Here is a 21,442-nt window from a genome sequence, read left to right as displayed (position 1 = left end):
GTCCGCCCCGTGATCGAAATGCAGGATGTCGCCTATAGCTATGGCCAGGGTCGCGGCGACCTGCTGGCCGGCATGTCGCTGCATCTGATGCCGGGGACGTTCCATTTCCTGACCGGGCCGTCGGGCGCGGGCAAGACCACCTTTCTGAAGCTGGCCTATGCGGAACTGCTGCCGACCGCTGGCCGCATGACCCTGTTCGGGCATGAGGCCGCCAGCCTGACCCGTGACCAGATCGCCCTGCTGCGCCGCCGCGTCGGCGTGGTGCATCAGGATTGCCAATTTCTTGACCATCTGACGGTGGCCGAGAACATTACCCTGCCGCTGATGCTGTCGGGCCAGGCCATCGACCCGGACGCGCTGCATGACCTGATGGCTTGGGTCGGGCTGACGCCGCTGGCGCAGGCCTATCCGCCGCAACTGTCTGGGGGCGAGCGGCAGCGCGCCGCGCTGGCGCGGGCGGTGATCCTGTCGCCGGACCTGATCCTGGCGGACGAGCCGACCGGAAACCTGGATTGGGACATGTCGATGCGCCTGCTGACGCTGTTGATCGAATTGAACAAATCCGGCAAGGCGGTGCTGATCGCCACGCATGATCTGAACCTGATCCGGGCCGCGAAACAGCAGGTCGCGGCGCGGGTGCTGCGGATCTCGGGCAAGCAGTTGCAACTGGCGGGGGCGGATCTGTGATGAACCCGGCACGGCGCAATCTGGACCTTCGCGGGCTGTTGCAATCGCTGATCGGGGCGGATCAGTCGGGCACCGACCGGGTGGTGCCGCCCAGCGGCCATGCGGCGCGGCTGACGGCGCTGACCTCGGCGGCGATGGCGTTTCTGGCGGTGTTCGCGCTGGCACTGTCGATGGCCGCCGGGCGGATGGCCGATCGCTGGTCGGATTCGCTGGCGCGCAGCGTCACCATCCGCGTCTCGGCGGCGGCGGATCAACTGCCCGCGCAGGTGCAGGCGACGCTGAACGTCTTGCAGACCACCCCCGGCATTGCCAGTTTCCGCGCCCTCGACCAATCCGAGATGCAGGGCCTGCTGGCCCCCTGGTTCGGCCCCGATGTGCCGGTCGACGCGCTGCCGATCCCGGCGCTGATCGAGGTGGTCGAGGATAGCAGCGGTTTCGACCCCGAGGGGCTGAAGCTGCGCCTGACCGCCGAGGCCCCCGGCGCGGTGCTGGACGATCACACCCGCTGGCGTCGCCCCTTGGTCAGCGCGGCGGGGCGGCTGCGCTGGCTGGGGCTTCTGTCGCTGGGGCTGATCGCGGCGACTTCGGCCGGGGTCATCACGCTGGCGGCGCAGGCGGCGCTGGCCGCGAATGGCCAGGTGATCCGGGTGCTGCGGCTGGTCGGCGCGCGCGACATCACCATCGCCACCGCGTTCGTGCGCCGCTTTACCCGGCGCGCCCTGGGCGGGGCGCTGGCGGGCACGGCGGTGGGGATGATCGCCATTGCGCTCTTGCCGAATATGGACAGCGCGGGCACATTCCTGACAGGCCTTGGCTTTCAGGGCTGGGGCTGGCTGTGGCCGCTGGTGATCCCGCTGGTCGCCGCCGCCGTGGGGTTCGCCGCGACCCGCCGCGCGGCGCTGCACATGCTGAACGAGGTGCGTTGATGGCGATGGACAGACCGGGGAACCGACCGGGCCGGGTGACGCCGTTCACCTATATCCGCACGGCGGCCTGGTATGTGCATATCGCGCTGGCGACAGTGCTGATCGGCATCTGGGGCGCCTATATCTCACGCAGGGATGGCTATCTGGGGGCGCATCGCACCTGTGACGTCTGGTCCCAGCACCTGCTGGATGCCGCGCGCTGGTATATGGGCCTGTCCTATGAGCTGCGCGGCACCGCCCCCACTGGTAACTGCCTGATCGGGGCCAAGCACCAAAGTTTCTTCGACATCCTGATCATCGCCCGGAACGTGCCGCGGCGCTGCTTCATCATGAAAAAGCAGGTTCTGCATGTGCCGATCATGGGCTGGTTCGCGATGAAGGCGGGCTGCATCCCCATCGACCGGTCGCGCGGGCATGAGGCGATGGGGCTGATGCTGTCCGAGGCCAAGGCCGCGCATCAGGCGCGCGGTCTGGGTCAGTTGATCGTCTACCCCGAGGGCACTCGCACCCGCCCCGGTGAAAAGCGGAAATACAAATACGGGATCGCCGGCCTTTATCAGGCGCTGGATCTGCCCTGCGTGCCTGCGGCCACCAATGTCGGCCTGTTCTGGAACAAGAAGGGGATGCCGATCCGGTCGGGTCACGCCGTGGTCGAGTTCCTTCCCGCGATCGAACCCGGCCTGCCGCCGGAGGAGATGCTGGCGCAACTGGAAACCATGGTCGAGGCGCGATCTGATGCGCTGATGGCCGAAGCGGGGTTTGGCGCGTGACCGGCTGGATCACTGACCCCGATGATCTGGCCGCGCTTTATGGCACGCCGGTGGGTGCGGCGATGCAAAAGGTCGTGCCGCGGCTGACGCCCGGCTATGCGCGCTGGATCGCGGCCTCGCCGTTGTGCGTGCTGACGACCATCGGGCCGAACGGGCCGGATGCCAGCCCGCGCGGCGATGACGGGCCGGTGGTGGCGATCCTGTCGCCCGAACGGCTGCTGCTGCCCGACTGGCATGGCAACAACCGCATCGACAGCCTGCGCAACATCCTGCACGACAACCGGGTGGCGCTGATGTTCATGGTTCCGGGATCGGACAATGTGGTGCGGGTCAACGGCACCGCGCGGATCAGCGCCGATCAGGCGCTGCGGGACGGCTTTGCCCGCAACGGCAAGCTGCCGCGCAGCGTGATCGAAGTGACGATCACCCAGGTCATGATCCAATGCGCCCGCGCGCTGATGCGCGCCGGTACCTGGGCCGGGCGACCGGCGCCGGATGGCCTGCCCAGCATCGGCCAGATCATGGCCGAGATCGCCACCGGCGACTGGGCAGCCTATGACCGCGACTGGCCGGCGCGCGCCCGCCAGTCGCTGTGGTGATCAGCGCAGATCCCAGTGGCGCGGCGGCCCTCCGGCCTGCGGGGGCAGGCCGATGTCGCGCCGTAGCCGGTCGGACAGGGTGCTGGTGCTGACCGTCCTGCGCCGTGGCCACAGCAACGCAAGCGCCGCCCAGATCACGCGCATCCGCCCGTAACGGGCGATCAGCAGGTTGAAATCGTCACGCAAGGCCGCGCCTTGCGGCGCCGGATTGGTCAGGATCATGATGCCTCCGGTCACGGGTTGCGCGACCGGCCTTCTGCAAAGGGAATGGGGTAGCCCGCCGGTGGCAGGTCAGCTCAGCTTGGGGAATGTGCGGGCGTCAGACGCCGGGGCCTTATCCGCGATGGTATCGCGCGTTCAGGCCGACACCGCAGCGCGTGTTGACGAGGGTAACATGGTTCATCTGTCCCCTCCTTCGCTGGGGTGGGTTGCTGTGGCGGCAGTCAGCCATGGGGCGGCCCGCCCGGAAAAGGGGAAATTCCCCGGTCGCCGCGACCTTTAGGGTGGCTGGTGCGGATCGGCAACAGTGGCGCGGCGCTTCGGCAACAGGGCGGAAGGTCGCATGGCGCGACGCGACCCGCGCGCGTAATCCCGATAAAAAGCATCAACAAGGGGCGCGCCATGGACTATTCCTGGCTGGTCATCATCCATCTGTTCTGCGCCATCGTCTTTGCAGGCGCCGTCGTGACCGAGGTTCTGGCCGTCGCGCCGCTGCGTCGCAAGCTGCCACCCGACGTCTTTCAACAGGTCGAGTTCCACCTGTTCCGTCGCATCCGCCGCGTCTATCCGCTGTTCGTGCTGCCGCTGTTCATCACTGGCGGGGTGATGTTCGCGCATCATCTGACGGCGGCGGGTGGATGGGCCGGTCTGTGGGGCAGCCGCTTTGGCGTCCTGCTGAGCATCAAGGCCGGGCTGGCGCTGATGATGCTGGCGATCTTTGTGACCGCGCCCTTCATCTTTCTGCCCGCCCGGCGCAGCCTGGGGCAGGCGCTGCGTCACCTGATCCGGGTCGAGGGGCAGCCCAGCGATTTCCGCAGCGACCGGTTCGACGGGCTGCATCTGCTGGCGCTTGCGCTTGTCAGCGCCATCGTGCTGCTGGCCAAGCTGATGTTCCTGCTTTAGCTGCCCGCCTTCAGCACGACGATGCCGGTGACGATCAGCGCGATCCCGGCCAGCCGCACCGGGCTGGCGCTTTCGCCAAAGATCAGGATGCCAAGCGCCGCCACGCCAAGCGCGCCGATGCCCGTCCAGATCGCATAGGCGGTTCCCAGCGGCAGCACCTTGATCGCCTGTGCCAGCAACAGGAAGCTGATCACCATCAACACCAGCGTCACCGCCGTCGGCCCAAGCCGGGTAAAGCCGTGGGTGTATTTCATGCCGGTCGCCCAGCCGATTTCGGCCAGCCCGGCCAAAAACAGCAAAAGCCAGGGGTTCACGCCGCCAGACCCTTGCTGCCCATCGACAGGAACTTTTCGCGCCGGTCGCGGATCAGATCGGCGGGCTTCATCTTTTTCATCTCGGCCAGCATCGCGGCGATGTCCTTGCCGACGGCGGTGATCGCCTCGGCGGGGGCGCGTTGGGCGCCGCCCGCGGGTTCCTTGATGATGCGGTCGACGACGCCCAGCTTCAGCAGATCCTGCGCGGTCAGTCGCAACGCTTCGGCGGCCTCGCGCATCTTTTCGGCGTCCTTCCAAAGGATCGACGCGCAGCCCTCGGGGCTGATGACCGAATAGATCGAATGTTCCAGCATGGCGATGCGGTTGGCGGTGGCAAAGGCGACCGCGCCACCCGATCCGCCCTCACCGATGATGACGGCGACCATCGGCACGCCGATGTCGAGGCATTTCTGGGTCGACCGGGCGATGGCCTCGGACTGGCCGCGTTCCTCGGCGCCCTTGCCGGGATAGGCGCCGGGCGTGTCGATCAGGGTGATGACCGGCAGGCCGAAGCGATGCGCCATGTCCATCAGCCGGATCGCCTTGCGGTAACCCTCGGGGCGGGCCATGCCGAAGTTGTGGTGGATGCGCGATTTGGTGTCGTTGCCCTTTTCATGGCCGATGACCACGCAGGGCGCGTCGTTGAACCGCGCCAGACCGCCCATCACCGCATGGTCATCACCAAAGGTGCGGTCACCCGCCAAGGGCGTGTAATCGGTGAACAGCGCATCGATATAGGCGCGGCAATGCGGGCGGTCGGGGTGGCGCGCGACCTGGCATTTGCGCCACGGCGACAGATCCTTGTAAAGATCGCGCAGCATCGCGGCGGCCTTTTTGTCCAGCGCGTCGGCCTCGCGCCCCAGATCGACGCCTTCGCCCTGACGGGCCATGGCGCGCAGTTCCTCGGCTTTGCCCTCGATGTCGGCAAGCGGTTTCTCAAAATCCAGATAGGTCATCGGGGCCTCCTGCGGTTGCCGCCTATATGGCGGGGGCTGGGGCGAAATGCAACGCGGCGCGGTTGACCATGGGTCAAGACAGCCCGCTCAGCCGTCGCTGGCCAGCCGCCGCAGGCTGCGCTTGACCAGCTCCAGCTCGGCCCGCAACAGGGCGATTTCTGCGCGCAGATCATCATCGACCGGGATGCCGGTCAGGATCGTGGCCACCGCCAGCCGATCACCCGAGGCGGCATCGGCGATCACGAAACTTTGCACGCCATCGGTCAGCGCCTGGGCCGGGACCGGAAAGCTGACCTGCCAGCGGTCATCGCCCTGAGCGGCGACATCGACCGCCAGCCCGTCCAGCGGCGCGCCGTTCAGCGTCACCGCCACCTGCGGCTGGTCCGGCCCGACAAAGGTGCCGACCCATTGGCCTGCGCGGAACTGGCCCCGGTCAAGCCGTGCGGTTCTGGACATCGCGGGTTCCCCTTACAGATCGGCGCGCGGAAAGCGCATCATGACAAGATCGGACAGATGCACGGCATTCATCTGGGGCCGTTCCAGGATCAGGTCCAGCCAGCCCGATTCCACGCGCTTCTCGTTGATCTCGCACTCGGACAGGTCGAATTCGGCCAGCACGGGATGGCCGGGGCGGGCCGGGTTGGGGCCGGGCAGGGCGCGCAGCACCTGTTCCACATTCGGGCCGTGACGTATGTTCAGCCGCGCATAGATCTGCATCGGGCGTTCGGTCTGCACCGACAGCATCAGCCGCATCAGATGGTCGCGGCGCAGGCCCTCAATCAGCTCGGGCGCAAGCTGGATGGCCAGCGACAGGAAGCTGCCGGCAAAGCCCAGGGTTTCGATCCGCACCGCATAGGGCGCCTGACCGTCGGCGCGCAGCACCGGCACCTGGCGCAGGATCAGCTCCTGCAGCGGGCAGTCATGATGCAGCGACACGCCGTCACACAGCACCGCCGCGTTATCGGCGGCGACGCGCCCGCTGGGGCTGAGCGGCCCGCGCCAGGGCGCCGGGCGCCAGACGGCATCGGTGCCAAGCGGCAGATCGGCCACCACTGGATCAGCATATGAGGCCAGAAGCCGGGGCTGCGCGGCCGACATGAACCGGTCCAGCAATTGCCGCAACCGCCGCGCGTCGGAATTGGCGCGGCGCAGGCTGGCCATTGGCAGATCGTCCACGCGCTCGCTGGCCTCGTGCCAGCGGCGTTGGAGGCGGTCGCGGATCAGCCGCGCGAACAGGCCGCTTTCGCCCACCGTCATCGGCCGTCCCCCGATTGGGGGGCGGGTCGGGCGCAGGTCAGGCAGGCGGCAGGGCGCATGGGCGGATCCGGGTTTGGGGCGCGGCTCTTGGTAATGGCAGGCGCGCCCTGGGGCAAGGCGCAGATCACAAAAGCGGACCTGCCAGGGCGAACAGATTGTTGCGGATCCGGCGCAGCCAGGACCAGCCGGCAATGTCGCTGGGCGTCAGCAGCCGCGAGCGTGACATATACAGGGCCTGCCGTTCGTCCAGCGCCGCCGTCAGGTCGGGGGCATCGAACAGGATGTTGTTTTCATAGTTCAGATCGAAGCTGCGCTGATCCAGATTGGCCGACCCGACCATTGCCAGCCGTCCGTCGACGGTCATGATCTTGGCGTGGATCAGCCCCTGTTCATAGGCCATCAGCCGCACCCCGCAATCGGCCAGTTCGCCAAAAAGGCTTTCGGCGGCGGCGGCGACAAACAGGCTGTCGTTGCGCGCCGGCACGATCAGCGTTGTATCCACCCCGCGCAGCGCCGCCGCGCAGATCGCGGTGTGCAGCGACACGTTCGGCACATAATAGGGCGTCGTGATCGTCAGCCGCCGCTGCGCGCCATACATCATCGCCGCCATCGAGGTCGACAGGCAGGCCTGGCTCTGATCCGGCCCCGAGGCGATAACCTGCGCCACCTGCCGCGCGCCGGGAAGGGGCGGCACCACGTCCAGCAGGGCGCCGACATCCTCGTCGGCATACATCATCCAGTCTTGCAGAAACACCGCCTGATGCTGGCGCACCACCGGGCCTTCGACGCGCAGCTGCACATCGACCCAGGGGCCGAAGGCCTGTTTCGGGCGGAACGCCGGATCGGCGCAGTTGCGGCTGCCGATCCAGGTCACGGCATTGTCGACCACCACGATCTTGCGGTGATTGCGCAGGTCGATGCGCGACAGCACGGCGGCGACCAGCGGATTGCCCACCGGAAAGGCGCGGGCCAGCCGCACCCCCGCCGCCGCCATGTCCGCCCACAGCGCCGATCCGATCAGCGCGCGCGAACCCAGATCGTCGACCAGCACCCGGCAGGTCACGCCGCGCCGCGCCGCCGCCATCAGCGCCATGGCAAAGCGCGTGCCGGTGCCATCGGGCAGCCAGATATAGAACAGGACATGCACATGATCGCGCGCCTCGTCGATGGCGTCGATCACATCCTCCATCGCCAGGTGTTCATCCAGAATCAAAGCCCGATTGCCGGGCAGCGGACGAAAACCGCTGGTCGCGCGCCCCGCCGCAAAGGCCGGATGGCTTTGCCGCACCGGGCCGACGCCGGGGTGTTCGGTCAGCATGTCGAACAGCACCTTGCGCACATCGGCCATCTTCTGCGCCTTGGCGCGGCGCAGGCGCACCTCTCCGAACAGCAGATAGACGATCATCCCGACCAGCGGTATGGCGGCGACCATCAGCACCCAGGCCAGCCGCGCGACCGGCCCCAGTTGCGGGCGCAACAGCACCCGCACCACCACGCCCAGTTGCGCGGCATAGACCAAAAGCACGAACAGCGTGGCGACCATGGCGGGCATGCTAACCGGTTGTCTCGGGTCAGGCCAGATTGCCTTTTGCGCCCTGCCGCCTTATCTCAGCGTCAACCGAACCGCGAAAGGCCCGCCGATGAACTGGATCTCGAACTATGTCCGTCCGAAGATCAATTCGCTGTTCTCGCGCCGCGAAGTGCCCGAGAACCTGTGGACCAAGTGCCCCGAATGCGGGACCATGCTGTTCCACCGCGAACTGGACGACAATCTGAACGTCTGCACCAGTTGCGATCACCATCTGGCGATCACGCCGCGCGCGCGCTTTACCGCGCTGTTCGACGCGGGTGTGTTCAAAGAGGTGAAGGTGCCCGATCCGATCACCGATCCGCTGCAATTCCGCGATCAGAAGAAGTATCCCGACCGGATGAAGGCCGCGCAGAAATCCACCGGCGAGAAAGAGGCGATGCTGGTTGCCGAGGGTGACATCGGCCGCACCCCGATCGTCGCCGCTGCCCAGGATTTCAGCTTCATGGGCGGATCGATGGGCATGTATGTCGGCAACGCCATCATCGCCGCCGCCGAACGCGCCATCAAGCTGAAGCGCCCGTTGGTGCTGTTTTCCGCCGCCGGTGGCGCGCGGATGCAGGAGGGCATCCTGTCGCTGATGCAGATGCCGCGCACCACGGTCGCGGTGAACATGCTGCGCGACGCGGGCCTGCCCTATATCGTCGTGCTGACCCATCCGACCACCGGCGGCGTCACCGCCAGCTATGCGATGCTGGGCGATGTGCAGATTGCGGAACCCAATGCACTCATCTGCTTTGCCGGGCCGCGCGTCATCGAACAGACGATCCGCGAAAAGCTGCCCGAGGGGTTCCAGCGCGCCGAATACCTGCTGGAACACGGGATGCTGGACCGGGTGACGCATCGCAAGCATTTGCGCGACGAACTGGTGACGATCCTGCGGATGCTGATGAAGCAGACCCCCGCCGTGGCCGCCGATCTGCCCGCGCCGAAACCCGCCGAGGTGCAAAAGCCCGCCGCGCCGAAGACTGTCACCGACAAACCGGCCTGATCCTTTCTTCTTGGTTCATATATCCCGGGGGGCCGGGGGCAGCGCCCCGGACATAGGAGGCCACGATGACCGACCGTTCTGACGTGATCCTGTCGCGGCTGATGGGCCTGCATCCCAAGATCATCGACCTGACGCTGGACCGGATGCACCGCATCCTTGCCGGACTTGACCATCCCGAGCGCGCCCTGCCGCCGGTGATCCATGTCGCGGGCACCAATGGCAAGGGCAGCACCCAGGCGATGATCCGCGCCGGGCTGGAAAAGGCGGGCAAGCGCGTCCATGCCTATACCTCGCCGCATCTGGCGCGGTTTCACGAACGCATCCGGCTGGCCGGGCAGATCATCCCCGAGGCGGATCTGGCCGCACTGCTGGATCAGGTCGAGGCCGCCAATGGGCCGACGCCGATCACCTTCTTTGAAATCACCACCGCCGCCGCGCTGCTGGCCTTTGCCCGCACGCCGGCGGATTACACCTTGCTTGAGGTCGGCCTGGGCGGGCGGCTGGATGCGACCAATGTGATCGACGCCCCGACGCTGACCATCATCACCCCGGTCAGCATCGACCATACGCAATATCTGGGCGACACGCTGGCCCAGATCGCCGGTGAAAAAGCCGGGATCATCAAGCGCGGCGTGCCCTGCGTGGTCGGCCCGCAGGCCGATGCCGCGCTGGCGGTGATCGAGGATCGCGCCGCCCGCCTGGGCGCGCCGCTGCATGTCGCGGGCCAGCACTGGCACGCGCGGGCCGAGGCCGGGCGGCTGATCTTCGAGGATGAAACGGGCCTGCTGGACCTGCCGCTGCCGGTGCTGCGCGGTCCCCATCAGATCGACAATGCCGGGGCCGCGATTGCCGCGCTGCGCGTCCTGGGCTTTGGCGCCGATGCTGCCGAGGCCGCCGTGACCCGCGCCGAATGGCCCGCCCGGATGCAGCGCCTGCGCCACGGCCCGCTGGTCGATGCGGCGGCGGGCAGCGAATTGTGGCTGGATGGCGGCCATAACCCGGCAGGTGGTCAGGCGATCGCCGCGACGCTGGCCGCGATGCCCGCGCGCCCGACGCATCTGATCTGCGGGATGCTGAACACCAAGGATGTCGCGGGTTACATGCGCCCGCTGTCCGGGCAGGCCGCCAGCCTGACCGCCGTCTCGATCCCGGATGAGGTGAACACCCTGCCCGCCGACGCCACGGCGGCCGCCGCCCGATCGGTCGGCATCCCCACCGACACCGCCGCCAGCGTGATCGACGCGATCCGCGCCATTCGCGCCCGGCATGGCGAGGGGCGCATCCTGATCTGCGGATCGCTGTATCTGGCGGGGCAGGTGCTGCGCGAGAACGGTTGACGGGTCAGCCGATCGGCGTCACCGGCCCGGCATCCTTGACCGTCTCCATCGCCACGAAGGTCGATGTCGCGGCGACATGCGGCAGGCTGGAAAGGCGTTCGGCCATCACCTGTCGATAGGCGGCGATGTCCTCGGTCCGCACCTTCAGCAGATAGTCAAAGCCACCGGCAATCATGTGGCATTCCTCGATCTCGGGGATCGCCCGAACGGCGCGGTTGAAGGCTTGCAACGCGGCCTCGCGCGTGTCTGACAGCCGGATCTGCACAAAGGCCACATGCGCCAGCCCCAGCCGCCGCGCCGACAGGATCGCGCGATAACCGGCGATGACGCCCGCGCGCTCCAGCCTGCGCACCCGCGCCTGCACCGGGGTTTTCGACAGCCCGACCCTTGCCGCCAGATCGGTCATGCTGATCCGCGCCTCGGCCGCCAGGATCGTCAGAATCGCGCGGTCGAACCGGTCCAGATCCGGCGACGCATTCGCGCTGTCCTGCGGCGTGAAATCAGTCGAATCGCCCATCATCCGCCGATCATTGGTCATAACGTCCTTCAGCAAGCGGCTATCCTGGGGGCAAAGTCAATCTGACGCATCGGATCACCCATGACCCTGACCCTGGACGCCATCGACCGCCTGACCCTGCAACCCGAAGCCCCGCTGCTGCACGCCCTACTGGCCGAGGCGGCTTTGGACGCCGCCGCCCGCAACCGCATTTCGGCGGCGGGCGCGGTGCTGGTCGCGCGCATCCGCGCCGAAATCGATCCCGGCCTGATGGAGGTGTTCCTGGCCGAATACGGCCTGTCCACCGATGAGGGGCTGGCTCTGATGTCGCTGGCCGAGGCGCTGCTGCGGGTGCCCGACGCCGAAACATCCGACGCGCTGATCGAGGACAAGATCGCGCCCTCGGACTGGGCCAGCCATCGCGGCAAGTCGCGGTCCACCCTGGTGAACCTGTCGACCCGCGGGCTGATGCTGACCGGCGGTGTGCTGGACCGACGCGACAGCGGCCTGATCCGGGGCGCGGTGCGGCGTCTGGGCCAGCCGGTCATCCGCGCCGCCGTCACGCGCGCGATGCGCGAAATGGGCCGTCAGTTCGTGCTGGGCGAGACCATCCAGGATGCCATGGGCCGCGCCAGCGACGACCCGCTGGTGACCTATTCCTATGACATGCTGGGCGAGGCCGCGATGACCGCGCTTGACGCCAGCCGCTATGCCGAGGCCTATCGCCGCGCGATCGCCGCCATCGCCACGGCCTGCAAGCCGGGCCAGGTGCGCGCCAATCCCGGCATCTCGGTCAAGCTGTCGGCGCTGCATCCGCGCTATGAAACCGCGCAGGACGACCGGGTGATGGCCGAGCTGGTGCCGGTGCTGAGCGATCTGGCCCGCCAGGCCGCGCGCGCCGACATGGCGCTGACCGTCGATGCCGAGGAAAGCTATCGTCTGACGCTTTCCCTTCGGGTGATCGAGGCGGTGCTGGCCGATCCCGAACTGGCCGGGTGGGAGGGCTTCGGCGTCGTCGTGCAGGCCTATGGCCGCCGCGCCGGGCCGGTCATCGACTGGCTGTATGATCTGGCCAACCGGCTGGATCGCACGATCATGATCCGGTTGGTCAAAGGCGCCTATTGGGATGCCGAAATCAAGCGCGCGCAGGTGCTTGGCCTGCCCGATTTCCCGGTTTTCACCCGCAAGATCGGCAGCGACGCCAGCTATATCGCGCTGGCCCGCCGCCTGCTGGGGCGCACCGACCGCATCTATCCGCAATTCGCCACCCACAACGCCCATACCGTCGCCGCGGTGATCGACATGGCCGATGGCCGCCCGTTCGAGTTCCAGCGCCTGCATGGCATGGGCGAGCGGCTGCATGACATCATCCGCGCCGATTACGGCCACCGGACGCGGATCTATGCCCCGGTTGGCGCGCATCGGGAATTGCTGGCCTATCTGGTGCGCAGGCTGTTGGAGAACGGCGCCAATTCATCCTTCGTCAACCAGATCGTCGATGAGAACGTGCCGCCCTCGGTCGTCGCAGCCTGTCCGCTGACGGCGCTGGAGGGGCTGGCCCAGGTCGACAATCCGGCGCTGCCGAAAGGCCCGGCGATTTTCGCGCCGGCGCGGGAAAACAGCCGGGGCTGGGACATTGCCGATCCGGTGGTGCTGGCCGGGCTAGTGGCGGCGCGCGCGCCCTTCATGACCCGTGATGAGGTCGCCGCGCCGATCATTGCGCAGCCTGAGGCGGATGGCCCCGCCCAGCCGGTGCTGAACCCCGCGAGCGGCGCTGTGGTGGGGCAGGTCCATGCGGCGACGGAGGCCCAGGTGCAGGCCGCGTTGACCGCGGCGCAACGCTGGGGCGCGCCGGTCTCGACCCGGGCCGAGACGCTGCGCCGGGCGGCGGATCTCTATGAATCCGAGGCCCCCCACATCTTTGCGCTGCTGGCGCGCGAAGCGGGCAAGACCTGGGCCGATGCCATTGCGGAACTGCGCGAAGCCGTTGATTTCCTGCGTTACTACGCGGACGAGGCGGCGGGCCATCCGGGCCCGGCGCGTGGCATCTTTGCCTGCATCAGCCCCTGGAACTTTCCGCTGGCGATCTTTACCGGCCAGATTGCCGGGGCGCTGGCGACCGGCAACGGGGTGATCGCCAAGCCCGCCGAACAGACCCCGCTGATCGCGCATCTGGCGGTCAGCCTGCTGCATCGCGCGGGCGTGCCGCAGGCCGCGCTGCAACTGCTGCCGGGTGATGGTGCCACGGTCGGCGCGGCGCTGACCGCGGATCCGCGCATCGACGGCGTGGCCTTTACCGGCGGCACCGACACCGCCCAGACGATCCGGCGCGCGATGGCCGACCACCTGGCCCCCGACGCGCCGCTGATCGCGGAAACCGGCGGGCTGAACGCGATGGTCGTCGATTCCACCGCGCTGCCCGAACAGGCGGTGCGCGACATCATCGCCAGTGCCTTCCAGTCGGCGGGGCAACGCTGTTCGGCGCTGCGCTGCCTGTATCTGCAAGACGACATTGCCCCGCATGTGACCGAGATGCTGTTCGGCGCGATGGATCAGTTGCGGCTGGGCGACCCGGCGGCGATCGACCATGACATCGGCCCGGTGATCGACGCCGAGGCCGCCGCGACCATCCGCGATCACATCGCCCAGGCCCGCGCCGAGGGGCGGCTCATGAAACAGCTTGCCGCGCCCGATCAGGGCCATTTCGTCGGCCCCGCGGTGATCGCCGTTGACAGCATCGACGATCTGGGGCGCGAGATCTTCGGCCCGGTCCTGCATCTGGCGACCTTCCCCGCCGATGGGCTGGACGCGGTGGTCCGGGCGATCAACGCCACCGGCTATGGGCTGACGTTCGGTCTGCATTCGCGCATCGCCAGCCGCATCGATACGGTGGCGGGCGCGGTGCGGGCGGGCAACCGCTATGTGAACCGCAACCAGATCGGCGCGGTGGTGGGCAGCCAGCCCTTTGGCGGCGAAGGGCTGTCGGGCACCGGTCCCAAGGCGGGTGGCCCGGATTATCTGCGCCGCTTCACGCGCGGCGCGGCAGGGGTGGCTAGCGGGCGGTTCGATGCGCCCGAGACCGCCGAGGCCCTGCGCAAACGGCTGGACCCGAGCCGCCCGACGCAGGACGAACTGGCGCGCCACAACCTGCCCGGCCCGACGGGCGAGACGAACCGCCTGACCCTGCATCCGCGCCCGGCGATCCTGTGCCTGGGTCCGGGGCGCGCGGCGGCAGATGCGCAGGCGCAGGCGGTTCATGCGCTGGGTGGGGTGGCCGTGGCCGCGCGCGGCGACGTCGCGCCCGAGGCGCTGACCACGCTGGATCATCTGGGCGGCGTGATCTGGTGGGGCAGTGCCGAGCGGGCGCGCGCCTATGGTCAGGCCTTGGCCGCGCGGCCCGGCGCGATCCTGCCGCTGATCACCAGCCGCCCGGACCGCGCCCATGTCGCGCTGGAACGCCATATGTGCATCGACACCACGGCATCGGGCGGCAATGCCGCGCTGCTGGCGGGTGAGGCGATGGGACCGGCGCGTTAAGCACCGGTTACAGCGGCTGGCGTCACAGCGGCTTTGGGGCGCTGCGCAGCAGGATCAGTTCCAGCCGGTTGTTGCGCGGCGCCATCGGGTTCGGATCGGCCGGGCGGCGGTCTGCGTAGCCCGTCACCCGCTCGATCCGGGCGGGCGGAAAGCCGGTCTGCGCCAGATGCTGCCGCACCGCCTGCGCGCGCGCCGTGGTCAGATCCCATGACGGGTCGTGGCGCAGCACCTCGGGGTAGGTGCGGGTATGCGATTCGATGGCCACCGGATTGGTGACGATGGCAAAGACGCGCGTCACCACGCCCAGCAACTCGCGCATCAGCGGCGTGGGCTGGGCGGTTTCGGCGTCAAACAGCGCGGCATCCGGCTGATCGAAGAACTCGACCACCAGACCTTCGTCGGTCAGCTTGACGTCGATATGGCGCAGCAGGTTCTGCCGGTCGGTCAGCGCGCCGCTGGCCCCGGTCAGCGCGGCCTCGATCTCGGACGCCATTTGCTGAAAGGCGGTCATGTCCTGTGTGGCCTCGGCCCCGCTGGCCTGGCGTTCGGTGCTTGGTCGAGCCGCCGAGGCGCCCTGACCGTTCTGCGCCAGGGTGTTTTCCGACAGCACATTATCGCCGCCAAACGCCCCCTGACCCCCGCCCGAAATCCGCGCGATCGGAATCGAGGGGTTGAAATAGTCCGCCAGCCCCTTGCGTTGCTGTTCGGTGGTGGCGTTCAGCAGCCACATCAACATGAAAAAGGCCATCATCGCGGTGACGAAATCGGCATAGGCCACTTTCCAGGCACCGCCGTGATGGCCGTCACCCGCGACCACCTTTTTCCGTTTGATGATGACCGGAGCCGCCGCATTGCGCGCCGCCATGGTCGTATCCCCACACTTACCCACGCCCCTTGTAGCGCATCGGGGCTTAAGCAGGGGTTAACAGATCAAATGCGTGGCAGTTTCAGCCCTGGCGCGCGCGGCCCAGGATCATGTCGGCGGCCTTTTCCGCGATCATGATCGTCGGGCTGTTGGTATTGCCGCTGGTGATCGTCGGCATGATCGAGGCATCGACCACCCGCAGCCCCTCAAAGCCGCGCAGCCGCAACTGCGGATCGACCACCGCGCCGTCATCGGCGCCCATCCGGCAGGTGCCGACCGGGTGAAAGATCGTCGATCCGATGCGCCCGGCGGCCTGGGCCAGCCCCTCGTCGCTGTCATCGCCGGGGCCGGGCTTGAACTCATCCGGGGCATAGCGCGCCATCGGGGCGGCGGCCATGATCTGCCGCGTCAGGCGGATGGCGCGCGCCGCGACCAGGCGGTCGCCCGGCGTCGACAGATAGCGCGGCGCGATCACCGGAGCGCGGCGGAAATCGGGGCTTGAGATCGACACATGCCCGCGGCTTTCGGGGCGCAACGGCACCACGCTGGCGGTGATCGCGGGAAAGCGGTGCAGCGGCTGGCCGAACGCGTCCAGCGACAGGGGCTGGACGTGGTATTCCAGATCGGGCGTCGCCACATCCGGGCTGGACCGCGCAAAGGCGCCCAACTGGCTGGGCGCCATCGACATCGGCCCGCTGCGGGTCATCGCATAGCGCAGCCCGATCAGCCCGCGCCCCCACAGCCGCCGCGCCATCATGTTCAGCGTCGCCGCGCCGTGAACGCGATAGGCGCAGCGGATTTGCAGATGATCCTGAAGGTTCTGCCCGACCGGCGCATCGCGGCGCAGGGCGATCCCCATGTCCTGCAGCAGCGCGCCGGGACCGATGCCGGACAGTTGCAGGATCTGCGGGCTGCCGATGGCACCGGCGGCGAGGATCACCTCGGCCCGCGCGCGCAGATCCTGGGGGGCGTTGTCGCGCACCACCCGCAGGCCGATGGCGCGGGTGCCGTCGAACAGGATCTGCGCGACCTGGGTTTCGGTCATCACCGTCAGATTGGGCCTGCGGGCGGCGGGCTTCAGAAAGGCGCGCGCGGTCGACACCCGAAAGCCGCCACGCTGGTTCACCTTGAAATAGCCCACGCCCAGATTGTCGCCGGTGTTGAAATCATCGCTGCGCGGGATGCCCAGTGTCTCGGCCGCGCGGGCGAAATCATCCAGCACATCCCAGCGAAGCCGCTGATTTTCCACGCGCCATTCGCCGCCCTGAGCGTGATCGGGGTTGCCTGGGGCAGGTGCGTAATCCTCGGATTTCAGGAAATAGGGGCGGACGTCATCCCAACCCCAGCCGGTGCAGCCCGCCTGCCGCCAGCCGTCGTAATCGGCGGCCTGGCCGCGCAGATACAGCATCCCGTTGATCGACGAACAGCCGCCCAGCACCCGCCCGCGTGGATAGATCAGCGACCGCCCGTCCAGCCCCGGCTCGGGCGCGGTGCGATAGCCCCAGTCGGTGCGTGGATTGCCGATGCAATACAGATAGCCGATCGGAATGTGGATCCAGGGGTAGTTGTCGCGCCCGCCGGCCTCGATCAGCAACACCCGATTGGCGGGGTTGGCCGACAGTCGGTTGGCCAGCACGCAGCCCGCGCTGCCCGCCCCCGCGATGATGTAATCCCATTCCGCCATGCGCGATCCCCCCGGCTGGCCATGGTGGCGCGGCGCGGCCACAGGCGCAAGCGGGCGCGCGGGTTCCGGCCTTGATCTGCGCCCGCGCTGATCTATGTTCGCACGATGAGCCTTGCGCCCCCGCCCCCGCAGACTACCGACCTGCCGCCGACCGAGTCGCTGCTGGCCTGTCCGTTCTGCGACGCGCTGCACCTGGCCGAGGATGCCGAGGTCGGCCAACGGCTGCGCTGCCATCGTTGCGGCACGCTGCTGATGTCGCCGCGCGACCGCGCGTTTCCGCAGATCATCGCGCTGTCCTTTACCGCCATGGTGCTGATGATCGGCGCGGTTTTCTTTCCGTTCTTGCGTGTTCACGCGCTGGGGATCGGGAATGAGACCTCGATCTTTGGCGCGGCTCTGGCCTTTTCCGATGGCTGGCTGGCGCCGCTGTCGCTGGCGGTCCTGGTGATGATCGTGGCGCTGCCGGTGGCGCGGATGATGGCCATCGTCTATGTGCTGTGGCCGCTGGCCAATGGCCGTGCGCCCTTTCCCCATGCCGCCACGGCCTTTCGCCTGTCCGAGGAAACCCGGCCCTGGGCCATGGCCGAGATCTTCATCATCGGCACCGCCATTGCGCTGGTCAAGGTGGCGGGACTGGCCACCATCGACCTTGGCCCGGCGTTCTGGGCCTTGTGCATGTTGATCCTTGTCGTCGCGCTGACCAACAGCTTCATGTGCCGCTGGACGATCTGGCGCGCCATCGAAACCGGGGGCCGCGACGCATGAGCCTGAACAGCCCGGTCCCGACCGCCGCCGCCCTGCCGGACCGCGAACCCGATGCCCGTCGGATCGAGGCGCCGGTGCTGACCGCCGATCAGGCGGGGCTTGTCGGCTGCCGGTCCTGTGGTCGGGTCTGGCCGCAGGACCAGGCGCGCTGCGGGCGCTGCGGGGCGCGGCTGGTGGTTCCCGACCGGCGCGGCCTGCAACCGGTCTGGGCCTGGCTGGCCGCCGGCCTGATCATGTATGTGCCCGCCAACCTGCTTCCGATGCTGCGCACTGCCACCATCGCCGGCAGCAGCGAAAATACCATCCTTGGCGGCGTGATCGAATTGATCCGGCATCACAATTATGGGGTGGCGCTGGTCGTTTTCCTGGCCTCGGTCGTGGTGCCGGTGGGCAAGTTCATGGCCATCTCCTATCTGGCGCTGATCGTCGGCACGCGGTCGGACCGCATGTCGAACCACCGCCGCCTGCGCCTTTACGAGGTGGTCGAGTTCATCGGCCGATGGTCGATGATCGACGTCTTTGTGGTGGCGATCCTGTCGGCCTTGGTGCAACTGGGGTTGGTGGCCAGCATCCACCCCGGCCCGGCGGCGATTTCCTTTGCCTTGTCCGTTGCATTCACCATGCTTTCCGCCCAAAGCTTCGATCCCAGACTGATCTGGCAGCATCCCGCCCCGTCCCGTGCCTCCGCGCGTTCCTCCGACACGCTTTCCTGACCCGAGCCGCATATGACAACCGACCCTTCCCAGCCTGCGCGCATGAAGTCCGAGCGCGCGCCCCGTCCTGCGCTGACGGCCCTGTCGGTGATCTGGCTGGTGCCGATCCTGGCGCTGGCGGTGACGCTGGCGATTGCCTGGAAATCCTATGCCGACCGCGGCGTGCTGATCGATGTCGAGTTCGCCGATGCTACCGGCATCAAACCCGGCGAGACCGCGCTGAAGTTCCGCGAAATCGACGTCGGCAAGGTCGAGACGGTGAAGTTCACGTCCGACCTTCAGCGCGTCGTCGTGGGCATCCGTGTCAACAACGAGGTCGCCCAGTTCATCGACACCGAGGCAAAGTTCTGGTTGGTCCGCCCCGAGGTTTCGGCCCAGGGAATTTCGCGGCTGGATACGGTGCTGTCGGGCGCCTTCATCGAAGGCTTCTGGGATGCCAAGCCCGGCGAGGCCGCGACGCGCTTTGTCGGCCTTGACCGCGCGCCGATCGCGCCCGACCCGACCAAGGGCACTTGGGTGGTGCTGTCGACGACGCAATCATCCGGCATCACCAATGGCGCGCCGGTGATGTTTCGCGGCCTGAAGGTCGGCAAGATGTCGAACCTGCGGCTGTCGGACCGCGACGAAACCGTGCTGGTCGATGCCTTCATCGAGGCGCCGCATGACCAACGTCTGACCACCGGCACCGTGTTCTGGGACACGTCGGGCTTCTCGGTGTCGCTGGGCGCGCGGGGCCTGTCGGTCGATGTGCGGTCGCTGTCCTCGCTTGTGCAGGGCGGGATCGAGTTCGACACCCTGACATCGGGTGGTGAGCCGGTCGAACAGGGCCACCGATTTACCCTGTATGAGGATGAGGACGCGGCCCGCAACAGCCTGTTTGCCACGCCGCTGTCCGATGACCTGCGCGTCACCGTGCTGCTGGATGAGCCGGTGCGCGGACTGATGGTTGACGCCCCCGTGCATATGGACGCGCAAGACGTGGGCCGCGTGACCGAGCTGGGCGTGCAAGTGACGCCCGCCGACCAATCCGGCCCGCGCGCCCGGCAAAAGATCGTCCTGGCGCTGTCGGGGCAGGCGATGGGTCTGTCGCCCGAGGCGACGCCCGATCAGATCCTCGCCTATCTCGGCGACCGCGTGGCCGAGGGGCTGCGCGCCAAGGTCACCTCGACCGGGTTGCTGGCGACGACGATGATCGTCGATCTGGTGCGCGTCGAGGGCGCGGCCCCAGCCAGCATCGAGGACGCCCAGCCCTATCCGATCCTGCCCAGCGTGGCGGGTGAAAACACCGACCTGGCGCAAAGCGCGCAGGGGGTGTTCAACCGCATCTCAAGCCTGCCGCTGGAGGAGACGCTGCGGTCGGCCACCGACATGATGAACTCGGTGACGGCTTTGGCGCGGTCCGAGGACACCCGCGCGATCCCCAAGCGGCTGGCCGATACGCTGGCCAAGGCCGACAGCACCATGGCCGATATCGGCGCCGTCGCCCAGGATCTGCGCGAGGCCGAGACCGGCGCCAAATTGGGCCAGATGGTCGAGGACGCCGGCAAGGCGATGACCGCCGTCGAGGAAGCCGCCAAGGGGGTGCCCGACATGGTGGCCTCGATCGACGCGGTGGCCAAGAATGCCCAAGGCATCCCGCTGGCCGAGATCGGCACCCAGGCCGAAGGCATCCTGGCCGACCTGCGCGCCATGCTGGGCTCGGATGACGCCGAACGCCTGCCGAAGGCGCTGTCGACCACCTTGGACGAGGCGGCGCTGCTGCTGTCGGATCTGCGCACCGGCGGCGCGGGGCAGAACCTCAATCAGGCGCTGGCATCTGCCAGTGCTGCCGCGGATTCGGTGCGTGATGCCGCGAACCGGCTGCCGCAACTGGCTGCCCGGCTTGAAGAAACCCTGGCCAATGCCGACCGCACCGTGACCGCCTATGGCAACCGGTCGGATTTCAACCGCGAGGTCCAGTCGGCCATGCGGGAACTTTCGCGCGCCGCGCAGTCTTTCGGATCGCTGGCCCGCACCATCGAACGCAACCCGCGCGCCTTTATCCTGGGGAGATGACAACCGTGTTTCCGACTGCTGTGTTTCGGGCTGCCGCCGTGGCGCTGTGCCTGCCGCTGGCCCTGGCCGCCTGCTCCAACCCCGAAAAGACCGGCCGCTATCTGATCGACCGTCCGGTGCCCGCCAAACAGATGGCGAACCGGCTGGGCAAGGCCGAGCTGCGCGAAGTGTCTCTGCCCGAATATGCGTCCGGTCAGGAAGTGCCGTGGCAGACCGCCGATGGCGCGGTGCGGTCGAACCCCGACACGCTGTGGGCCGATACCCAGGCCCGCGCCGTGACGCATTTCCTGGCGCGCGAGATTTCGGCGGTCAGCGGGGCCACGGTGATTTCCGAACCCTGGCCGCTGGCCGAGCCGCCCGCGAACCGGGTCGAGGTGCGGGTCGAACGGATGCTTGCCACCGCCGACGGGCTGTTCAACCTGAGCGGCCGGTATTTCGTCGCGCCCGAGGGGCTGGACGGTTTCGCGGGCGGCGGCGATACGGTGCGCCGCTTTGGCATCCAGGTGCCGCTGGCCGGCGAAGGGCCCGCGGCGATTGCCGCCGCGCAGTCGCAGGCCCTGGCGCAACTGGCCGCCCAGATCGCCGCGCTGCGCTGATCACACCGCGCGCTGGGCCGGGCACCCGTGGAACAGGGGCTGGCCGTTCTGCGGTAGCTCCTGTTCGAGGTCACCGACGGACTCCAAAACACTGTAACGCCACGCCGGTGAACGTGATGGTAAGCGGGCAGACACGGCCAGATCGCAGGGGCCGCCGATGCCTCCGCCGCGGCACAAAACGCCT

General features: G+C 68.0%; 21 protein-coding genes. 12 read left to right on the top strand and 9 right to left on the bottom strand.

The annotated features are described in order from the left end of the window. Window positions 1-9 precede the first annotated feature (9 nt). The 4 genes from ACEYYA_RS11680 to ACEYYA_RS11665 are packed head-to-tail and all read left to right on the top strand — an operon-like array spanning window position 10 to window position 2,982. Complete coding sequence (locus ACEYYA_RS11680; RefSeq protein ID WP_374800809.1) at window positions 10-687, top strand: cell division ATP-binding protein FtsE; 678 nt, start codon at window positions 10-12, stop codon at window positions 685-687. Then, window positions 687-1,613: a cell division protein FtsX gene (locus ACEYYA_RS11675; RefSeq protein WP_374800807.1), complete on the top strand. Its 927-nt coding sequence runs from the start codon at window positions 687-689 to the stop codon at window positions 1,611-1,613. The genes ACEYYA_RS11680 and ACEYYA_RS11675 overlap by 1 nt, the downstream gene beginning before the upstream one ends. After that, window positions 1,613-2,383 carry a lysophospholipid acyltransferase family protein gene (locus ACEYYA_RS11670; RefSeq protein WP_374800805.1) on the top strand — a complete coding sequence of 257 codons (771 nt, stop codon included), beginning with the start codon at window positions 1,613-1,615 and terminating at the stop codon, window positions 2,381-2,383. The genes ACEYYA_RS11675 and ACEYYA_RS11670 overlap by 1 nt, the downstream gene beginning before the upstream one ends. After that, window positions 2,380-2,982 carry a pyridoxamine 5'-phosphate oxidase family protein gene (locus ACEYYA_RS11665; RefSeq protein WP_374800803.1) on the top strand — a complete coding sequence of 201 codons (603 nt, stop codon included), beginning with the start codon at window positions 2,380-2,382 and terminating at the stop codon, window positions 2,980-2,982. Before ACEYYA_RS11670 ends, ACEYYA_RS11665 begins: the two co-directional genes overlap by 4 nt. Here the strand turns inward: ACEYYA_RS11665 and ACEYYA_RS11660 are convergent, their stop codons facing one another. Next, window positions 2,983-3,204 carry a hypothetical protein gene (locus tag ACEYYA_RS11660; RefSeq protein WP_374800801.1) on the bottom strand — a complete coding sequence of 74 codons (222 nt, stop codon included), beginning with the start codon at window positions 3,202-3,204 and terminating at the stop codon, window positions 2,983-2,985. It lies immediately after the preceding gene. A gap of 399 nt (window positions 3,205-3,603) precedes the next feature. Between ACEYYA_RS11660 and ACEYYA_RS11655 the strand changes: the two genes are divergently transcribed. Beyond that, window positions 3,604-4,104, top strand: coding sequence for a hypothetical protein (locus ACEYYA_RS11655; protein ID WP_374800799.1), 501 nt, complete (start codon window positions 3,604-3,606; stop codon window positions 4,102-4,104). On the opposite strand, the gene ACEYYA_RS11650 is transcribed toward ACEYYA_RS11655, so the two are convergent. From ACEYYA_RS11650 to cls, 5 genes are all read right to left on the bottom strand, one after another. After that, a complete protein-coding gene (locus tag ACEYYA_RS11650; protein WP_374800797.1) occupies window positions 4,101-4,418 on the bottom strand; it encodes a DMT family transporter in 318 nt (105 codons plus the stop codon). The genes ACEYYA_RS11655 and ACEYYA_RS11650 overlap by 4 nt on opposite strands. After that, a complete protein-coding gene (locus ACEYYA_RS11645; RefSeq protein ID WP_374800795.1) occupies window positions 4,415-5,374 on the bottom strand; it encodes an acetyl-CoA carboxylase carboxyltransferase subunit alpha in 960 nt (319 codons plus the stop codon). The genes ACEYYA_RS11650 and ACEYYA_RS11645 overlap by 4 nt, the downstream gene beginning before the upstream one ends. An 87-nt stretch (window positions 5,375-5,461) precedes the next feature. Then, window positions 5,462-5,830, bottom strand: coding sequence for a hypothetical protein (locus ACEYYA_RS11640; protein WP_374800793.1), 369 nt, complete (start codon window positions 5,828-5,830; stop codon window positions 5,462-5,464). Between the two features lie 12 nt (window positions 5,831-5,842). After that, window positions 5,843-6,631, bottom strand: coding sequence for a DUF6478 family protein (locus tag ACEYYA_RS11635; RefSeq protein WP_374800791.1), 789 nt, complete (start codon window positions 6,629-6,631; stop codon window positions 5,843-5,845). Between the two features lie 124 nt (window positions 6,632-6,755). Next, window positions 6,756-8,183 carry a cardiolipin synthase gene (cls, locus tag ACEYYA_RS11630; RefSeq protein WP_374800789.1) on the bottom strand — a complete coding sequence of 476 codons (1,428 nt, stop codon included), beginning with the start codon at window positions 8,181-8,183 and terminating at the stop codon, window positions 6,756-6,758. An 88-nt stretch (window positions 8,184-8,271) separates the two neighbouring features. Between cls and accD the strand changes: the two genes are divergently transcribed. Together accD and ACEYYA_RS11620 are read left to right on the top strand one after the other, a co-directional pair. Beyond that, window positions 8,272-9,210, top strand: a complete 939-nt coding sequence (gene accD, locus ACEYYA_RS11625) for an acetyl-CoA carboxylase, carboxyltransferase subunit beta (RefSeq protein WP_374800787.1) — start codon at window positions 8,272-8,274, stop codon at window positions 9,208-9,210. Window positions 9,211-9,275: 65 nt separating this feature from the next. Further along, a complete protein-coding gene (locus ACEYYA_RS11620; RefSeq protein ID WP_374800785.1) occupies window positions 9,276-10,547 on the top strand; it encodes a bifunctional folylpolyglutamate synthase/dihydrofolate synthase in 1,272 nt (423 codons plus the stop codon). A 4-nt stretch (window positions 10,548-10,551) separates the two neighbouring features. Here the strand turns inward: ACEYYA_RS11620 and ACEYYA_RS11615 are convergent, their stop codons facing one another. Then, window positions 10,552-11,064, bottom strand: a complete 513-nt coding sequence (locus ACEYYA_RS11615) for an Lrp/AsnC family transcriptional regulator (RefSeq protein WP_374800923.1) — start codon at window positions 11,062-11,064, stop codon at window positions 10,552-10,554. 81 nt (window positions 11,065-11,145) lie between these two features. Between ACEYYA_RS11615 and putA the strand changes: the two genes are divergently transcribed. Continuing rightward, the gene (gene putA / locus ACEYYA_RS11610) at window positions 11,146-14,580 is read left to right on the top strand and encodes a bifunctional proline dehydrogenase/L-glutamate gamma-semialdehyde dehydrogenase PutA (protein WP_374800783.1); all 3,435 of its coding nucleotides are present in this window, start codon (window positions 11,146-11,148) and stop codon (window positions 14,578-14,580) included. A 22-nt stretch (window positions 14,581-14,602) separates the two neighbouring features. Here putA and ACEYYA_RS11605 read toward each other — a convergent pair whose 3' ends face one another. Beyond that, the gene (locus ACEYYA_RS11605) at window positions 14,603-15,445 is read right to left on the bottom strand and encodes a flagellar motor protein MotB (protein WP_374800781.1); all 843 of its coding nucleotides are present in this window, start codon (window positions 15,443-15,445) and stop codon (window positions 14,603-14,605) included. A gap of 82 nt (window positions 15,446-15,527) precedes the next feature. Continuing rightward, window positions 15,528-17,129: a GMC family oxidoreductase gene (locus ACEYYA_RS11600; protein WP_374800779.1), complete on the bottom strand. Its 1,602-nt coding sequence runs from the start codon at window positions 17,127-17,129 to the stop codon at window positions 15,528-15,530. A 105-nt stretch (window positions 17,130-17,234) separates the two neighbouring features. Here ACEYYA_RS11600 and ACEYYA_RS11595 point away from each other — a divergent pair, with 105 nt between their 5' ends. Genes ACEYYA_RS11595 through ACEYYA_RS11580 form a run of 4 tightly spaced genes read left to right on the top strand, consistent with a single transcriptional unit; the run spans window position 17,235 to window position 21,258 of the window. Further along, window positions 17,235-17,894, top strand: coding sequence for a paraquat-inducible protein A (locus ACEYYA_RS11595; protein WP_374800777.1), 660 nt, complete (start codon window positions 17,235-17,237; stop codon window positions 17,892-17,894). Then, entirely contained in the window at window positions 17,891-18,607 is a 717-nt protein-coding gene (locus tag ACEYYA_RS11590; protein ID WP_374800775.1) for a paraquat-inducible protein A, read from the top strand. Before ACEYYA_RS11595 ends, ACEYYA_RS11590 begins: the two co-directional genes overlap by 4 nt. A gap of 42 nt (window positions 18,608-18,649) precedes the next feature. After that, window positions 18,650-20,662, top strand: coding sequence for a PqiB family protein (locus ACEYYA_RS11585; protein ID WP_374800773.1), 2,013 nt, complete (start codon window positions 18,650-18,652; stop codon window positions 20,660-20,662). Beyond that, the gene (locus tag ACEYYA_RS11580; RefSeq protein ID WP_374800771.1) at window positions 20,659-21,258 is read left to right on the top strand and encodes a PqiC family protein; all 600 of its coding nucleotides are present in this window, start codon (window positions 20,659-20,661) and stop codon (window positions 21,256-21,258) included. The genes ACEYYA_RS11585 and ACEYYA_RS11580 overlap by 4 nt, the downstream gene beginning before the upstream one ends. Window positions 21,259-21,442: the final 184 nt, after the last annotated feature.

It is taken from the genome of Paracoccus zhouxuedongae (assembly GCF_041927815.1).
Lineage (GTDB): Bacteria > Pseudomonadota > Alphaproteobacteria > Rhodobacterales > Rhodobacteraceae > Paracoccus.
This window is presented reverse-complemented; position numbering and strand designations above follow the sequence as displayed.